The following is a 14418-nucleotide window of genomic DNA, read 5'->3' on the forward strand; positions in this document are numbered from 1 at the left end:
GTTGGGCTGCTTGGCGGCGCTGCCCGACTGGTCACCCGAGCGCGACACGCCGGGCGACTCGCCGCTGTTCTGGCTTTCGATGGCCGTACCTCCACGTGCCGGCCCATCGCTGGGCACCTCCGGTGCAACACTCTAGACCCGGTGGGGGCCACCCCCCGGGCGACATTCTCCTGCTCGCTGAGCCTAGGCCGCCGGAGGTACCGACCGCAGCCCGGACGTACGCGAGGGTATTTCGCATTCTCCGTCAGACAGTTAGCGTGCACACGTGGCCATCGAAAGCGACAAACTTCGCGAGCGCCTGGATCGGGCGACTGCCCACCTCGACCCCCCGTACGCGGTGGTCGACCTCACCGCCTTCGACGCCAATTCGGTCGCCCTGGCCGATCGCGCCGCCGGAAAACCGGTCCGCCTCGCCAGCAAGTCGGTCCGCAGCCGGGAGCTGATCAGTCGAGCCCTCGCCCGGCCCGGCTGGCAGGGCGTGATGGCTTTCACAGTGCCCGAGGCGATCTGGCTGGTCCGCGCCGGCGTCAGCGACGACGTGCTGGTCGCGTACCCGAGCGCGGACCGGGCCGCCCTCACCGAACTGGGCGCCGACCCGACGCTCGCCGCCGCGATCACCCTGATGATCGACAGCACCGGCCAACTCGACCTCATCGACGCCGTCACGGCACCGGGGCAGCGCGCCGAACTGCGGCTCTGCCTGGATCTGGACGCCTCCTGGCGACCGCTGCGCGGTCGGGTGCACGTCGGCGTCCGCCGCTCACCGGTGCACAGCGCGCGGGCGGCCGGCGCGCTCGCCGCAGCCGTCGCCGGTCGGCCCGGCTTCCGGCTGGTCGGGCTGATGTCGTACGAGGCGCAGATCGCCGGCCTGGGTGACGCGCCGCCGGGCAGGACGCTGCTGGCGGGCGCGATCAGGCTGGCCCAGCGCGGGTCGTACCGCGAGTTGCTGGCCCGCCGTGGCGCGGCGGTCGCCGCGGTACGCGAGCACGCCGACCTGGAATTCGTCAACGGCGGCGGCACCGGCAGCGTTGCCGCGACCAGCGCCGATCCCGCGGTAACCGAGATCACCGCGGGATCGGGCCTGTACGGGCCGACGCTGTTCGACGCGTACCGCGCCTGGCGGCCCACCCCTGCGGCGTTCTTCGCCTGCGCGGTGGTCCGCCGACCGACGCCGGAGCTGGCGACGGTGCTCGGCGGTGGCTGGATCGCCTCCGGCCCGGCCGCCGACAGTCGACTGCCCCGGCCGTGGCTACCGGCGGGGCTGAAGCTGGTTGGCACCGAGGGCGCCGGCGAGGTGCAGACTCCGCTGTCCGGAGCGGCGGCGGCCGGGCTGCGCATCGGCGACCGGGTGTGGTTCCGGCACGCCAAGGCAGGTGAGCTGTGTGAACGGGTCAACGAGCTGCACCTGGTCGAGGGCGACGCGGTGGTGGCGACCGTCCCCACCTACCGGGGTGAGGGGCAGGCCTTCCTCTGAGACCGGACAGCTGCCCTCACCGCCGGCCGAGGCCCGTTCGCCCCGCGCCGACTCAGGCGGGTTGGGGCGCCCCAGCCTGCTTGCCGACTGTCGACCGGCCGTTGTCCGGGCCGTCGACCTGGCGGTGCAGGTACTCCCGGATCAACGCCTTCGCCTCCAGCAGCACCCGCTCGTCGCCCTCGGGCTTCCGACGGAACGCGAGCTTGATCAGCGCGTCCGCGGCCTCGACCGCGATCTCCAGCACGAAGCGCAGCTTGGGCACGTCGGTGAGCCCGAAACGCTCGGTGAGCACCCGGGCCAACTGATCGGCGATCACGCCGTTGTTGTCCCGCTGCTCGTCGAGCAGGTGCAGGTCGACCACGTCGCCGAAGTGCAGGGTACGGAAGCCGGGGACGGTGCGGTGCATCGTGATGTACTCGTCGATGCCCGCGTCGACGCCGTCCCACCAGTGGGTCATCTCGTCGGAGGCGAACCGCTCGTCGAGGCGCTGGAGGTAGGACTCCATCGTCCGCAGGGTCAACGCCTGCACGATCGCCCGCTTGTCCGGAAAGAACTGGTAGACCGACCCGATCGCCACCTCGGCCCGCTCGGCGAGCAGGGTGGTGGTCAGCCCCTCGTACCCCACCTCGTCGACGAGTTCGGCGCAGGCATCCAACATGCGCTGTACCCGCGCGACACTTCGACCTTGCACCGGTACGCGGCGCAGCGGCCCGGTCGTGGCGGCTGGTGTGGACACTCTGCGCCACCCCCCTTCGACGGATGAACATATCTCCACGTCACGAGTCCGTGACTACCGGTACAACGAGCGGATCGCAATTGCGGTATTTACCAGCTAGAACGTTCCTGATATGAAGTCAGTTCATATTCATGAATGGAGTGCGCATGGTCCGCACCGCACCGCTCGGGGCTGGATGGTCCAACTGGGCCGGGAACCAGCGTGGCAGCGCCAGCGCGATCCTGCGCCCCGGCTCGCCGACCGATGTCGCAGAAGCCGTCCGATCTGTTGCCGCCGACGGCGGTCGGATCCGGGTGACGGGCAGCGGTCACTCGTTCACCGCCGTCGCGCTCGCCGACGACCGTCGGATGGACCTGTCCGACCTGGACACCATAGTCAGCGTGGACGTCGCCCACCGACTGGTCACAGTGCCGGCGGGAATGACCCTGCACGCGCTCAACGGCCTGCTCGCCCGGCACGGCCTCGCGCTGCCCAACCTCGGCGACATCGACGCGCAGACCGTCGCCGGTGCGATCTCCACCGGCACCCACGGCACCGGAGCCGGCTACGGGTGCCTCTCCACCTTCGTCGAGGCGATCACAGTGGTCACCGGCACCGGCGAGGTGCTGCGCTGCTCCGCCGACGAACATCCCGACGTCCTCGCCGCCGCCCGGGTGTCACTCGGCGCGCTCGGCGTCCTGGTCGAGGTGACCCTGCGCTGCGTGGACGCCTTCGTCCTGCGCGCCCACGAACGCCCGGCCGAGCTGGCCGACGTGCTCGGCGAACTGCCCGAGCTGATCGGCCGACACGACCACGTCGAGTTCTACTGGTTCCCGTACACGTCCCGGGTCCAGGTCAAGGCCAACGACCGGGTACCCGCCAACGACAGGCCGCTGCCCCGCTGGCGTGGCTGGGTGGACGACGACTTCCTGTCCAACCGGGTCTTCGCCGGCGCCTGCCGACTCGGCCGGGCCGTGCCCGCGCTGGCCCCGGGGATCAGCGCGGTCTCCGCCCGCGCCCTCACCGAACGCCAGTACACCGGACGCTCCGACCGGGTCTTCTGCACGCCGCGCCGGGTCCGCTTCGTGGAGATGGAGTACGGCCTACCCCGCGAGGCGTTGCCCGAGGCGCTCGCCGCGCTCCAGCGGATCGTGGACGGCCTGCCGTTCAAGGTGCTCTTCCCGGTGGAGGTGCGGTTCACCGCCGCCGACGACATCTGGCTGTCGCACGGCTACGGCCGGGACAACGCCTACATCGCCGTGCACCAGTACGTCGGCATGCCGTACGAGCCGTACTTCCGGGCCTTCGAGCAGGTGGCCGCCGGGCTGGGCGGTCGCCCGCACTGGGGCAAGCTGCACTACCGCGACGCCGCCTCGCTGGCCACTGCGTACCCCCGCTTCGCGGACTTCCAGGCCGTCCGCGACCGGCTCGACCCCCACCGCGTCTTCACCAACCCCCACCTGAACCACGTCCTCGGGGTCTGACGGCCTCGGTCTAGGGGATCTTGGAAGGAAACAGCCCTTCCAGGGGCACATTCTTTCCAAGATCTCGTAGAGCGGAGGGCTACTCCGTGCTGGTCGCGGCCTTGCGCGGGGCGGCCTTCTTCGCCGGGGCCTTCTTCGCCGCCGTCGCCTTGGCCGTGGTGGCCTTCTTCGCGGCAGTGGACTTGCTGGCGGCGGCCGTCTTCTTGGTGGCCGTCGCCTTCTTCGCGGGCGCCTTCTTCGCCACCGCCTTCTTCCGCGGCGCTGGACCCTTCGCCCGCTTCTCGGCCAACATCTCGGACGCTTCCTCGATGGTCAGCGCCTCCGGCGTCTGCCCCCGCCGCAGCGACGCGTTGAACTCCCCGTCGGTCACGTACGGGCCGAACCGGCCGTCCTTGATCACCAACGGCTTCTCGGTCGCCGGGTCCACACCCATCTCGCGCAACGGCGGTGCCGCGGCTCGCCGTCCACGGGCCTTCGGGGCGGCCAGCAGAGCCAGCGCCTCGTCCAGGCCGACAGTGAACATCTGGTCCTCGGACTCCAGCGAACGGAACTCCTCGCCCCGCTTGACGTACGGGCCGTAGCGACCGTTGTTCGCGAAGACCTCGACGCCGTCCGGCGCGACACCGATCAGCCGGGGAAGGCTGAGCAGCTTGAGCGCCTCCTCCAGAGTCAGCGAGTCCGGGGTCTGCGTACGCAGCAGCGACGACTTCCGCTCGCCGCTGGACACGTACGGGCCGAACCGGCCGGACTTGAGCACGATCGGCTCGCCGGTGCCGGGGTCGTCGCCGAGCTTGCGCTCGCCGCTGCCGCCCAGGAACAGCTCGTGCACCTTCTCCGGGGTCAGCTCGTCCGGGGCCAGGCCCTCGGGGATCGGCGCCCGGTCACCCTGGGTGCCACCCTCCTCGCCCTCACCCGAAGCCGGTGCCGGCTGCTCGCCGCCGGGCAGCTCCCGTTGCAGGTACGGCCCGTAGCGGCCGACCCGCACGACGACCTCGCGGCCGTCGTCGTCGGTGAAGAGCGGGATGGAGTTGACGCTGCGGGCGTCGATGTCGCTGAGGTTCTCGGTGACCAGCTTCTTGAGCCCGCCGGAACGGGCGATGTCCTGGTCGCCGGCACCGTTGGAGCTGCCGAAGTAGAACGCCGTGAGGAAGTCGACCGCCGCGTGGTCACCGCCGGCGATCTCGTCCAGCTCGTTCTCCATGGTGGCGGTGAAGTCGTAGTCGATCAGGCGTGGGTAGTGCCGTTCCATCAGCCCGATCACCGCGAAGGCCAGGAAGGTCGGGATCATCGCCTGGCCGCGCTTGGTGACGTACCCCCGGTCCTGGATCGTCTGCATGATCGACGCGTAGGTGGACGGGCGGCCGATGCCCAGCTCTTCCAGGGCCTTGACCAGCGACGCTTCGGTGTAGCGCGACGGCGGCTGGGTGTGGTGGCCCTGCGCGGCCAGCTCGTCGGCGGTCAGCGGCTGGTCCTTGACCAGGGTGGGCAGCCGGCGCTCGGCGTCCTCGGCCTCGGCGTTCTCGTCGTCGCTGGACTCGACGTAGGCGCGCAGGAAGCCCGGGTCGGTGATGGTCTTGCCGGTCGCGCCGAAGTCGGCTTCCTCCTGCGAGGTGGAGACCGCTCGGATGCGCACCGACACGCTGGAGCCGACCGCGTCGGTCATCTGCGAGGCGATGGTGCGCCGCCAGATCAGCTCGTAGAGCTTGAACTCCTCGGCGGACAGCTCCTTGGCCACCTCGCCCGGGGTACGGAAGTTGTCCCCCGCCGGGCGGATCGCCTCGTGCGCCTCCTGCGCGTTCTTCACCTTGCCGGTGTAGCGGCGCGGCTCCGGCGGAACGCTGCGCTCGCCGTACAGCTCGACGATCTGTCGGCGGGCCGCCGAGATGGCGGTCTCCGACAGGTTCACCGAGTCGGTACGCATATAGGTGATGTAGCCGTTCTCGTACAGGCGCTGCGCGGTGCGCATCGTCTGCTGCGAGGACAGGCGCAGCTTGCGGGCCGCCTCCTGCTGGAGGGTCGAGGTGATGAACGGCGCGTACGGGCGACGGCGGTAGGGCTTCTCCTCGACCCGGGTGACGGTGAACGGCCGCCCCTCCAGCCGGGCCGCGAGACCCCGGGCGCCACTCTCGTCGAGGTGCACGACGCCAGCGCCGGGCTTCACGCGACCGGTGGTCGGCTCGAAGTCCTTACCGGTGGCGATCCGGTCGCCGTTCAGAGCGATCAGGGTGGCGTTGAACGCACGCGGGCCCTCACCGGCGTTGGCCACCGCGAGGGTGGCCAGAATGTCCCAGTATTCGGCGGTGCGGAAGGCCATCCGCTGCCGCTCCCGCTCGACCACGATGCGGGTCGCCACGGACTGCACCCGGCCTGCCGAGAGCCGCGGCATGACCTTCTTCCACAGCACCGGGGAGACCTCGTAGCCGTACAGGCGGTCGAGGATCCGGCGCGCCTCCTGGGCGTCGACCAGATCGCGGTCGATCTCCCGGGGGTTGGCCACCGCCGCCTGGATCGCCGGCTTGGTGATTTCGTGGAAGACCATCCGCTTGACCGGGACCTTGGGCTTGAGCGTCTCGACCAGGTGCCAGGCGATGGCCTCGCCCTCGCGGTCCTCATCCGTCGCCAGGAAGATCTCGTCGACTTCCTTGGCCAGCTTCACCAGCTTGCTGATCTGCTGCTTACGGTCGGCGGAGACGACGTAGAGCGCCTGGAAGCCGTTGTCGACGTCCACCCCGAGCCGGGCCCAGGGCTCCTTCTTGTACTTGGCCGGCACGTCGGCGGCGTTGCGCGGCAGGTCGCGGACGTGACCGAAGCTGGCCTCCACGACGTACCCCGGGCCAAGGTAGCCCGAGATCGTCTTGGCCTTCGCCGGTGACTCGACGATGACCAGACGGGTGGTTCCAGCGTTGCTCGGCACGTCTCTCCCCGACCTCACTCCTGCTCGTGGCCTGCCGGCGCCCGGACAGCGACCGCTTTCGACCCCGCCGTCGCACCGGCGGTCCGGATGTCCAACGTAACGCGCCGCCCGCGTTTCGGGTTTCGCGGGCCGCAAACCGCTTCGACGCGGTCGTGGACGCCGCCTCGCCGCGCTCGGCACTGCCGGACGGCGCCACCGTACACCGTGGGTAGGGCTCGAAGCGGGTCACTGTGACGATGGCGGACCCATGACCGAGGCCCGACCCGCCCGTTTTCCGCCTGGATCGACCCGCCGGCTGTCCGGCACCGGACACCCGGCCGCCCCACCCCCGGGCCGCCGCCCAACCCCGTCGATCATGGACTTACGGTGGGCGTTTTAACCCCGGAAAGGCAATACGTCCCCCACCACAACTCCATGATCGATCCGGTGAAGGTGGGGTGGATCAGGTTGGCCAGGCGTCGGCAGGCGTCGCGGTCGGCGGCCCGCCGACCAGCTCGGCGAGGCGGGCCAACCGGCGGCGGCCGGCGATCCGGTACGCCGGGCCGCCCTCACCCGGGCCGAGCAGCGTCCCGGCCAGCCCCGCCGAGGCGAGCGCCACACCGATCGGCTCCCAACACTCCTGGTCGTCGGCGCCCAGCCGCAACAGAAAACAGTCCGGAGGCTCCGGCGTCCCGGCGGCGGCGAGCCACAGCCGCAACCGCCGGCCGGTCAGGTGGAACGCGGCCGGCGGGCGTTTCGTCGTACCGTGCAGCCAGGCGGCCGCGAGCGGCTTCAAGACCCGGGTGTACGACGTACGAACGGCGTGTCGCGCGCCCTCGGTCGGCTCCCAGCTCGCCGCCAGCCCACGCGACGCCAACTCGGCGACGAGCACGTGCACCCGCCAGGCGGCGTCCACCTGCACCGAGAGCCGGGCGGTGCCGCCCATCCGGACCACCTCACCCGGCCCGGCGAGCAGCCCGGCCAGATCGGCGACGGTCGGTTCGGCCGCGTCCGCGCCGAAGAAGACAAGTTGCCGGCCCGCGTCGTCACCCTTCTGAGCTGAGCCGTCCTGCGACGGGCGGTTCTGCGGCGCGCCGCCGCGGCGTCGCCCGGGAGTGGGCGTGTCGGACTCGGGCGCGGGGAACAGCGCCGGGGGCGGCTGTGCCTTCCCGGTGTCACCGAGCCCGCTCAGCGACACTCCGGCACCTCGTCGAATGCCTGTTTCAACTCCTCGGAGTTGAGCTTGCTGGTGTCCAGCGCGCTGGCGTCGTACTCCTTGTTGAGGGTCGCCACGGCGGCCCGCACGCCGTCGTAGAAGACGGTCGGCTCGCCCGTGCCCAGGCCGTCGATGGTGTCCCGGGCGCGACCGTACGCGTCCCGCATCTTCCCCAGGGAGTTACGGAAACCAGCGGAGATGGCCTCCCCGTTCTCGGCCTCCGGGATGCCCGCCTTCTCCACCTTGCGGCGCGCGGCCTCGCTGGCCTGCTCCGCCCCGTCGAAGAGCCGCACCAGGTTCTCCTTGGCCTGCGCCGGCGTGGTCTGCGCGGTCATCTGCTCATCGGTGCTGCTGGTCAGCTTGTTGATCTCGGAGCGCCACGGGGTGAGGGCACCGCAGACCGAGGCCGCCCAGGCCCGTGGGCTGGGACCCCCGCCGCAGCCGGCCAGGACGACGATCGTGGCCAGGACCACCGTGAACTTTCCGGCGGCAGACGCCCGGCACGTACGCATGCGTTGCAGCGTACGGCCTTTGGCCAGGTGTGGCATCGGGCCGTTCCTGGATCAGGCGTTTACCGTCTCCGGGCGGTGATCGGTGCTGCCCGCGCCGGTGCTGCCATCGGCGTCCGAGTCGGACATCGCGATGCCCTTGCGCTTGCTGAACACCACCGACGCCACGATGATCAGCGTCGCGACCAGCGCGATGCCGACCCGCAGGCCGACGTTGCGCTCGTCGCCGACGCTCCAGGCCACCACGGCGGGAGCGATCAGCAGCGAGACCAGGTTCATCACCTTGAGCAGCGGGTTGATCGCCGGGCCGGCGGTGTCCTTGAACGGGTCACCGACGGTGTCGCCGATGACAGTGGCGGCGTGCGCCTCGGAGCCCTTGCCGCCGTACGCGCCGTCCTCGACAAGCTTCTTGGCGTTGTCCCAGGCCCCACCGGAGTTGGACAGGAACACCGCCATCAGCGTGCCGGCACCGATCGCACCGGCCAGGTACGCCGCGAGCGCGCCGGGCCCGAGGCCGAAGCCGACAGCGATCGGCGCCAGGATGGCGAGCAGGCCGGGGGTCATCAGCTCGCGCTGCGCGTCCCGGGTGCAGATGTCGACGACCTTGCCGTACTCCGGGCGCTGGGTGCCGTCCATGATGCCGGGCAGCTCACGGAACTGCCGGCGGACCTCCATCACCACGGCGCCGGCCGAGCGGGACACCGCGTTGATGGCCAGCCCGGAGAAGAGGAAGACCACCGCTGCGCCGATGATCAGGCCGACCAGGTTGCGCGGGTTCGCCACGTTCAGCGCGTTGAGGATCTCGTTGCCGACGTCGCCCACGCCGGCCGTCGCGTACGCGCTGCTGAGCGTGTCGGTGTACGAGCCGAACAGCGCGGTCGCGGCGAGCACCGCCGTGGCGATCGCGATGCCCTTGGTGATCGCCTTGGTGGTGTTGCCGACCGCGTCCAGCTCGGTCAGCGTGCGAGCGCCGTGCTCGTCGATGTCGCCGGACATCTCGGCGATGCCCTGGGCGTTGTCGGAGATCGGCCCGAAGGTGTCCATCGCGACGATCACGCCGACAGTGGTGAGCAGGCCGGTGCCGGCCAGCGCCACAGCGAACAGCGACAGCGTGATGGAGCTGCCGCCGAGCAGGAAGGCGCCGAAGACGCCGGCGCCGATCAGCAGCGCCGAGTAGACAGCCGACTCCAGGCCGATGCTGATGCCGGCCAGGATCACTGTCGCCGCACCGGTCTGCGAGCTCTTGCCGATGTCCTGCACCGGTCGGCGCTTGGTTTCGGTGAAGTAGCCGGTCAGCGCCTGGATCGCGGCGGCCAGCACGATGCCGATCACGACCGCGCCGATGGCCACCAGTCGCGGATTGCCGGTGGCGTCGGTGAGGCCACTGTCGAACTCGCCGAACGTCGCCGGCAGGTACGCGTACGCGGCGATCGCCACCAGCACCGCGGAGAGCACCGCAGACAGATAGAAGGCCCGGTTGATCGCGGTCAGGGCGTTACGGTCGGACGCGCGCAGCCGGGTGATGAAGACGCCGACGATCGCGATCAGCACGCCGATGGTGGAGATGATCAGCGGGAAGACCAGGCCCTGCTCGCCGAAGGCGGCGCGGCCGAGGATCAGCGCGGCGACCAGCGTGACCGCGTACGACTCGAACAGGTCGGCGGCCATGCCGGCGCAGTCACCGACGTTGTCGCCCACGTTGTCGGCGATGGTGGCGGCGTTGCGCGGGTCATCCTCGGGGATGCCCTGCTCGACCTTGCCGACCAGGTCGGCGCCGACGTCGGCGGCCTTGGTGAAGATGCCGCCGCCGACCCGCATGAACATCGCGAGCAGCGCGGCGCCGAAGCCGAAGCCCTCCAGCACTGTGGGCGCGTCACCCCGGTAGACGAGGACGACCAGCGCCGCACCGAAGAGGCCGAGGCCGACGGTGAGGAAGCCGACGACGCCGCCGGTCCGGAAAGCGATCTTCATGGCGGCCTCGCGGCCACCTGCTCGCTCCCGCGCGGCGGCGGCCACGCGCAGGTTGGCGCGGGTGGCCAACCACATGCCGGCGCCGCCGATGAACGCGCTGAACAGGGCGCCCACCACGAAGAAGAGCGAACGGCCGATCTTCACGGCCAGCTCACTGCCATCGGTGTCGTGCACCGGAAGCAGGAAGAGCAGCACGACGGCGACGACGACGAAGATCGCCAGGGTGCGGAATTGCCGGAGCAGGTAGGCCGAGGCGCCCTCCTGGACCGCCCCCGAGATCTCCTGCATTTTCTCGGTGCCCTTACCAGCGGCCAGCACCGTTTTCGTCAGGGCGGCAGCGAAACCGAGTGCCACCAGCGCGACAACCGCGGCGATGACGACGTAGGTGACATTGCTTCCGGTAAGGGAAAGCCCGCCGCCGTCGGCGGCCAAGGTCTCGGACATCTGTGTCCTCCTGTTACCGAACAATCGCGCCGGTGAGTGGAGACGCACTGACCGACGCCTGGATGCGGACTCGCAAGCGCGCGCCAACCCACCAGCGGACCAGCGATGAACACCCATACCCGCTGGCTGCGGGATAGGTCACTTGCTGACAACCCGGGTACTGTAGCCCTCCGCAGTGTTGGAGGTCACACCCAGGTGGCACCGTGTCGCGATGATCTTCGTCGCTGTGTTATGAAACGAAATCTGATATAGGGCCCCATCCATGCAAAGAAGGCCGCATCCCCGGCAGGGGACGCGGCCTACGCAGCGGAACTGATCAGCGGCCGACGGGCCACACCATCCGTACCTCGGTGCCGATGCCCTCGTCGACCGGGCGCACCTGGAGGTCCTCGACGAAGCCGGCGAGCAGCGCGAAGCCGACGCCGGTGGTCAGCGCCTCATCGGTCAGCGACTCGTTGGCCAATTCGTCCGGCGGCAGCGCGGTCAGACCGATACCCGCCTCGATCGGCGCCCGGTCCACCACCCGCACTGCGTACGAGCCACCGTCGGACATCTCCACCAGCACCGGGTCGGCCAGGCCGTACTGCCGGTGCAGGGCCACCGCGCGCGTGCACGCCTCACCGATGGCCAGGCGCACCTCGTCCAGCAGGTCCTCACGCACCCCGGCCCGCCGGGCGACGGCGACGCCGACCAGGCGGGCGGTGCGCACGTGCACCGGGGCGGGCGAGAAGGAGAGCTTGACTGTCGCCATCACGCGCCGGCGCCCGCCGAGTCGGCGCTGATCGCCGCGTCGACCGTCGGGTGCAGCGGAAACACCTGGTCCAGCGCGGTGATCCGGAAGATCTTGAGCAGCGGTTCCTTGTCGCAGACCAGCGCGAACGAACCGGCGGCCGAGCGGAGCCGCTTGAGCGCGCCGACCAGCACGCCCAGACCGGTGGAGTCGAGGAAGTCCACCCGACCGAGGTCGACCACCACGTGACGGGCGCCACCGTCGATCAGTTCGAGGAGTCGTTCACGGAGCCGGGGCGCGGTGTAGACGTCCACCTCACCACCGACCTCGAGCACCGTGTGCTCTCCCACGGTGCGGGTCGCCAGTGACAGCTCCATCGGTCCTCCTCGCCAGAGCCGTAAACTCTCGTGGGCATCTAACCACTACCGCCGGGACGGCCTGCGGACGCCAGCGGAGGCTTCCCCTTACCCCGGTGTCCGACTTTTCATCTCCGAACACCAGTGCGAGAGTGCAGGGCGTGACCTCCAACGACTTCAGCTCCGCGCGCGGCACGCCGCGCCACGACCTGGAGTCGTCGTCCGCGGCCACCGTATCCGCTGGTCCCGGCCCCGGGCCAGCCCCGGCCGACCTGCTGCGCCGGCTACGCGCCCGGGGCGCCGCCGACCCGGTCACCCACGTCGAGCGGGTGCCGGCCCGCGCCGGGGTGCCCGCGCCGTGGCCGTCGTGGGCACCGGCGGAGTTGCGCACGGCGTTCACCCGACGCGGCGTGGTCGCGCCCTGGCAACACCAGGCCGAGGCGGCCAACCTGGCGTACGAGGGCCAGCACGTGGTCGTCGCCACCGGCACCGCGTCCGGCAAGTCACTGGCGTACCAGCTGCCCGCCCTGGCCACAGTGCTCGCCGACCCCCGGGCCACGGTGCTCTACCTGGCGCCGACCAAGGCGCTCGCCGCCGACCAACTGCGCGCCGTCGCCGCGCTGGAGCTGGAGGGGGTACGCCCCGCCTGCTACGACGGGGACACTCCGCGCACCGAGCGGGAGTGGATCCGCCGGCACTCCCGGTTCGTGCTGACCAACCCGGACATGCTGCACCACGGCATCCTGCCCGGGCACGCCCAATGGTCCGGCTTCCTGCGCCGACTCGCGTACGTGGTGATCGACGAGTGCCACACCTACCGGGGCGTGTTCGGCTCGCACGTCGCGCACGTGCTGCGTCGGCTGCGCCGGCAGTGCGCCCGGTTCGGGGCCACCCCGGTGTTCGTGCTCGCCTCGGCCACCTCCGGCGACCCGGCCACCGCTGCCGGACGGCTGACCGGCCTGCCGGTGACAGCGGTCACCGAGGACGCCTCCCCCCGTGGCGGGGTGACCTTCGCGCTCTGGGAACCGCCGCTGCTGCCACCCGACTCGTCGGCCTCTTCTCCGGTGCCGCCGCAGGCGACCGGCGAGCACGACGAGCTTCACCAGGTCCGTCGGTCGGCGCTGCGCGAGACCGCGGACCTGCTCGCCGACACGGTCGCCGAGGGGGTACGCACCCTCGCGTTCGTCCGCTCCCGCAAGGGCGCCGAGGTGGTGGCCGCCAACGCGCGTCGAGCGCTGGACGACGCGGTGCCGGGGCTCGGTGACCGGGTGGCCGCCTACCGGGGCGGTTACCTGCGGGAGGAGCGGCGCGAGCTGGAAAGGGCCCTGCTGCACGGCGACCTGCTCGGCCTGGCCTCCACCAACGCGCTGGAGCTGGGCGTGGACCTGGTCGGGCTCGACGCGGTGCTGATCTGCGGCTACCCGGGCACCCGGGCGTCGCTGTGGCAGCAGGCGGGCCGCGCCGGGCGTTCCGGGCAGGAGGCCCTCGCGGTGCTGGTGGCCCGGGACGACCCCCTGGACACCTACCTGGTGCACCACCCGGAGGCGATCTTCGGCGCGCCGGTGGAGGCGACGGTGCTCGACCCGGCCAACCCGTACGTGCTGGCACCGCAGCTGGCCTGCGCCGCGGTGGAGGCGCCGCTCACCCCGGCCGACCTGGTGCTCTTCGGTGAGGGGGCGAAGGAGGCGGTCGACCAACTGGTCGCGGCGGGGGCGCTGCGGCAGCGGCCCACCGGTTGGTACTGGCGGCACCGGGAGCGGCCCGAGGTCGACCTGCGCGGCGAGGGCGGCGCCCCGGTCGCCGTGGTGGAGTCGTCGACCGGTCGGCTGCTCGGCACTGTCGACGGCGGCTCGTCGCACTTCCTGCTGCACTCCGGCGCGATCTATCTGCACCAGGGCGTCTCGTACGTGGTCGACCAACTCGACCTGGCCGACGGTTGCGCGCTGGTGCGCGCCGAAGAGCCGGACTGGTCCACCCACGCCCGCGACGTCACCGACGTGTCCGTGGTGTCGGTGCGCTCCTACGTGGACGCCGGGCCGGTCGGCATGTTCCTCGGCGAGGTGGATGTGACCAGCCAGGTGGTGTCGTACCAGCGGCGGCGGATCGCCACCGGCGAGGTGATCGACACCCGACCGCTCGACCTGCCCGCCCGGGAGCTGCGCACGGTGGCGGTCTGGTTCACCCTGTCACCGCAGTCGTTGGCCCTCGCCGGGGTCCAGCCGGCCGACGTGCCGGGTGCGCTGCACGCCGCCGAACACGCCGCGATCGGCCTGCTGCCGCTGATGGCCACCTGCGACCGGTGGGACATCGGTGGGCTCTCCACCGCGCTGCACCCGGACACCGAGGCGCCGACCGTCTTCGTCTACGACGGGCATCCGGGCGGTGCCGGGTTCGCCGAGCGGGCGTACGGAACGGCGGCGGCGTGGCTGCGGGCCACCCGGGACGCGATCGCGGAGTGCGGCTGCGACGCCGGCTGCCCGTCCTGCGTGCAGTCACCGAAGTGCGGCAACGGCAACAACCCGCTCTCCAAGCCGGACGCGATCCGGGTCCTCGACGTGGTGTTGGCGAACCTGCCGGACTGAGCGGCTTGCATGAATCGGCATGGCACGGGGCACAATGATGTGGG

General features: G+C 71.1%; 10 protein-coding genes. 3 read left to right on the forward strand and 7 right to left on the reverse strand.

Translation table 11 applies throughout. From position 1 onward, the window contains the following. Positions 1 to 265: 265 nt before the first annotated feature. Complete coding sequence (locus KBX08_RS14285) at positions 266 to 1474, forward strand: amino acid deaminase/aldolase (protein WP_210783977.1); 1209 nt, start codon at positions 266 to 268, stop codon at positions 1472 to 1474. Positions 1475 to 1526: 52 nt separating this feature from the next. Here KBX08_RS14285 and KBX08_RS14290 read toward each other — a convergent pair whose 3' ends face one another. Then, positions 1527 to 2132: a TetR family transcriptional regulator gene (locus KBX08_RS14290; RefSeq protein WP_210783978.1), complete on the reverse strand. Its 606-nt coding sequence runs from the start codon at positions 2130 to 2132 to the stop codon at positions 1527 to 1529. Between the two features lie 224 nt (positions 2133 to 2356). Between KBX08_RS14290 and KBX08_RS14295 the strand changes: the two genes are divergently transcribed. After that, entirely contained in the window at positions 2357 to 3673 is a 1317-nt protein-coding gene (locus KBX08_RS14295; RefSeq protein WP_210783979.1) for a D-arabinono-1,4-lactone oxidase, read from the forward strand. 79 nt (positions 3674 to 3752) lie between these two features. Here KBX08_RS14295 and topA read toward each other — a convergent pair whose 3' ends face one another. From topA to KBX08_RS14325, 6 genes are all read right to left on the reverse strand, one after another. Beyond that, a complete protein-coding gene (gene topA / locus KBX08_RS14300) occupies positions 3753 to 6587 on the reverse strand; it encodes a type I DNA topoisomerase (protein WP_210783980.1) in 2835 nt (944 codons plus the stop codon). 442 nt (positions 6588 to 7029) lie between these two features. Further along, positions 7030 to 7764 carry a hypothetical protein gene (locus tag KBX08_RS14305; protein WP_210783981.1) on the reverse strand — a complete coding sequence of 245 codons (735 nt, stop codon included), beginning with the start codon at positions 7762 to 7764 and terminating at the stop codon, positions 7030 to 7032. Further along, entirely contained in the window at positions 7755 to 8294 is a 540-nt protein-coding gene (locus KBX08_RS14310; protein ID WP_210783982.1) for a hypothetical protein, read from the reverse strand. Before KBX08_RS14310 ends, KBX08_RS14305 begins: the two co-directional genes overlap by 10 nt. A 51-nt stretch (positions 8295 to 8345) precedes the next feature. Continuing rightward, a complete protein-coding gene (locus tag KBX08_RS14315) occupies positions 8346 to 10706 on the reverse strand; it encodes a sodium-translocating pyrophosphatase (RefSeq protein ID WP_210783983.1) in 2361 nt (786 codons plus the stop codon). A gap of 316 nt (positions 10707 to 11022) precedes the next feature. Continuing rightward, the gene (locus tag KBX08_RS14320; protein ID WP_030334228.1) at positions 11023 to 11460 is read right to left on the reverse strand and encodes an ATP-binding protein; all 438 of its coding nucleotides are present in this window, start codon (positions 11458 to 11460) and stop codon (positions 11023 to 11025) included. Further along, a complete protein-coding gene (locus KBX08_RS14325; protein ID WP_210783984.1) occupies positions 11457 to 11813 on the reverse strand; it encodes an STAS domain-containing protein in 357 nt (118 codons plus the stop codon). The genes KBX08_RS14320 and KBX08_RS14325 overlap by 4 nt, the downstream gene beginning before the upstream one ends. A gap of 188 nt (positions 11814 to 12001) precedes the next feature. Here KBX08_RS14325 and KBX08_RS14330 point away from each other — a divergent pair, with 188 nt between their 5' ends. After that, the gene (locus tag KBX08_RS14330) at positions 12002 to 14374 is read left to right on the forward strand and encodes a DEAD/DEAH box helicase (protein WP_247669407.1); all 2373 of its coding nucleotides are present in this window, start codon (positions 12002 to 12004) and stop codon (positions 14372 to 14374) included. The last annotated feature ends 44 nt before the right edge of the window (positions 14375 to 14418 follow it).

The organism is Micromonospora sp. H61 (genome assembly GCF_018070325.1).
Taxonomy (GTDB): Bacteria; Actinomycetota; Actinomycetes; order Mycobacteriales; family Micromonosporaceae; genus Micromonospora; species Micromonospora salmantinae.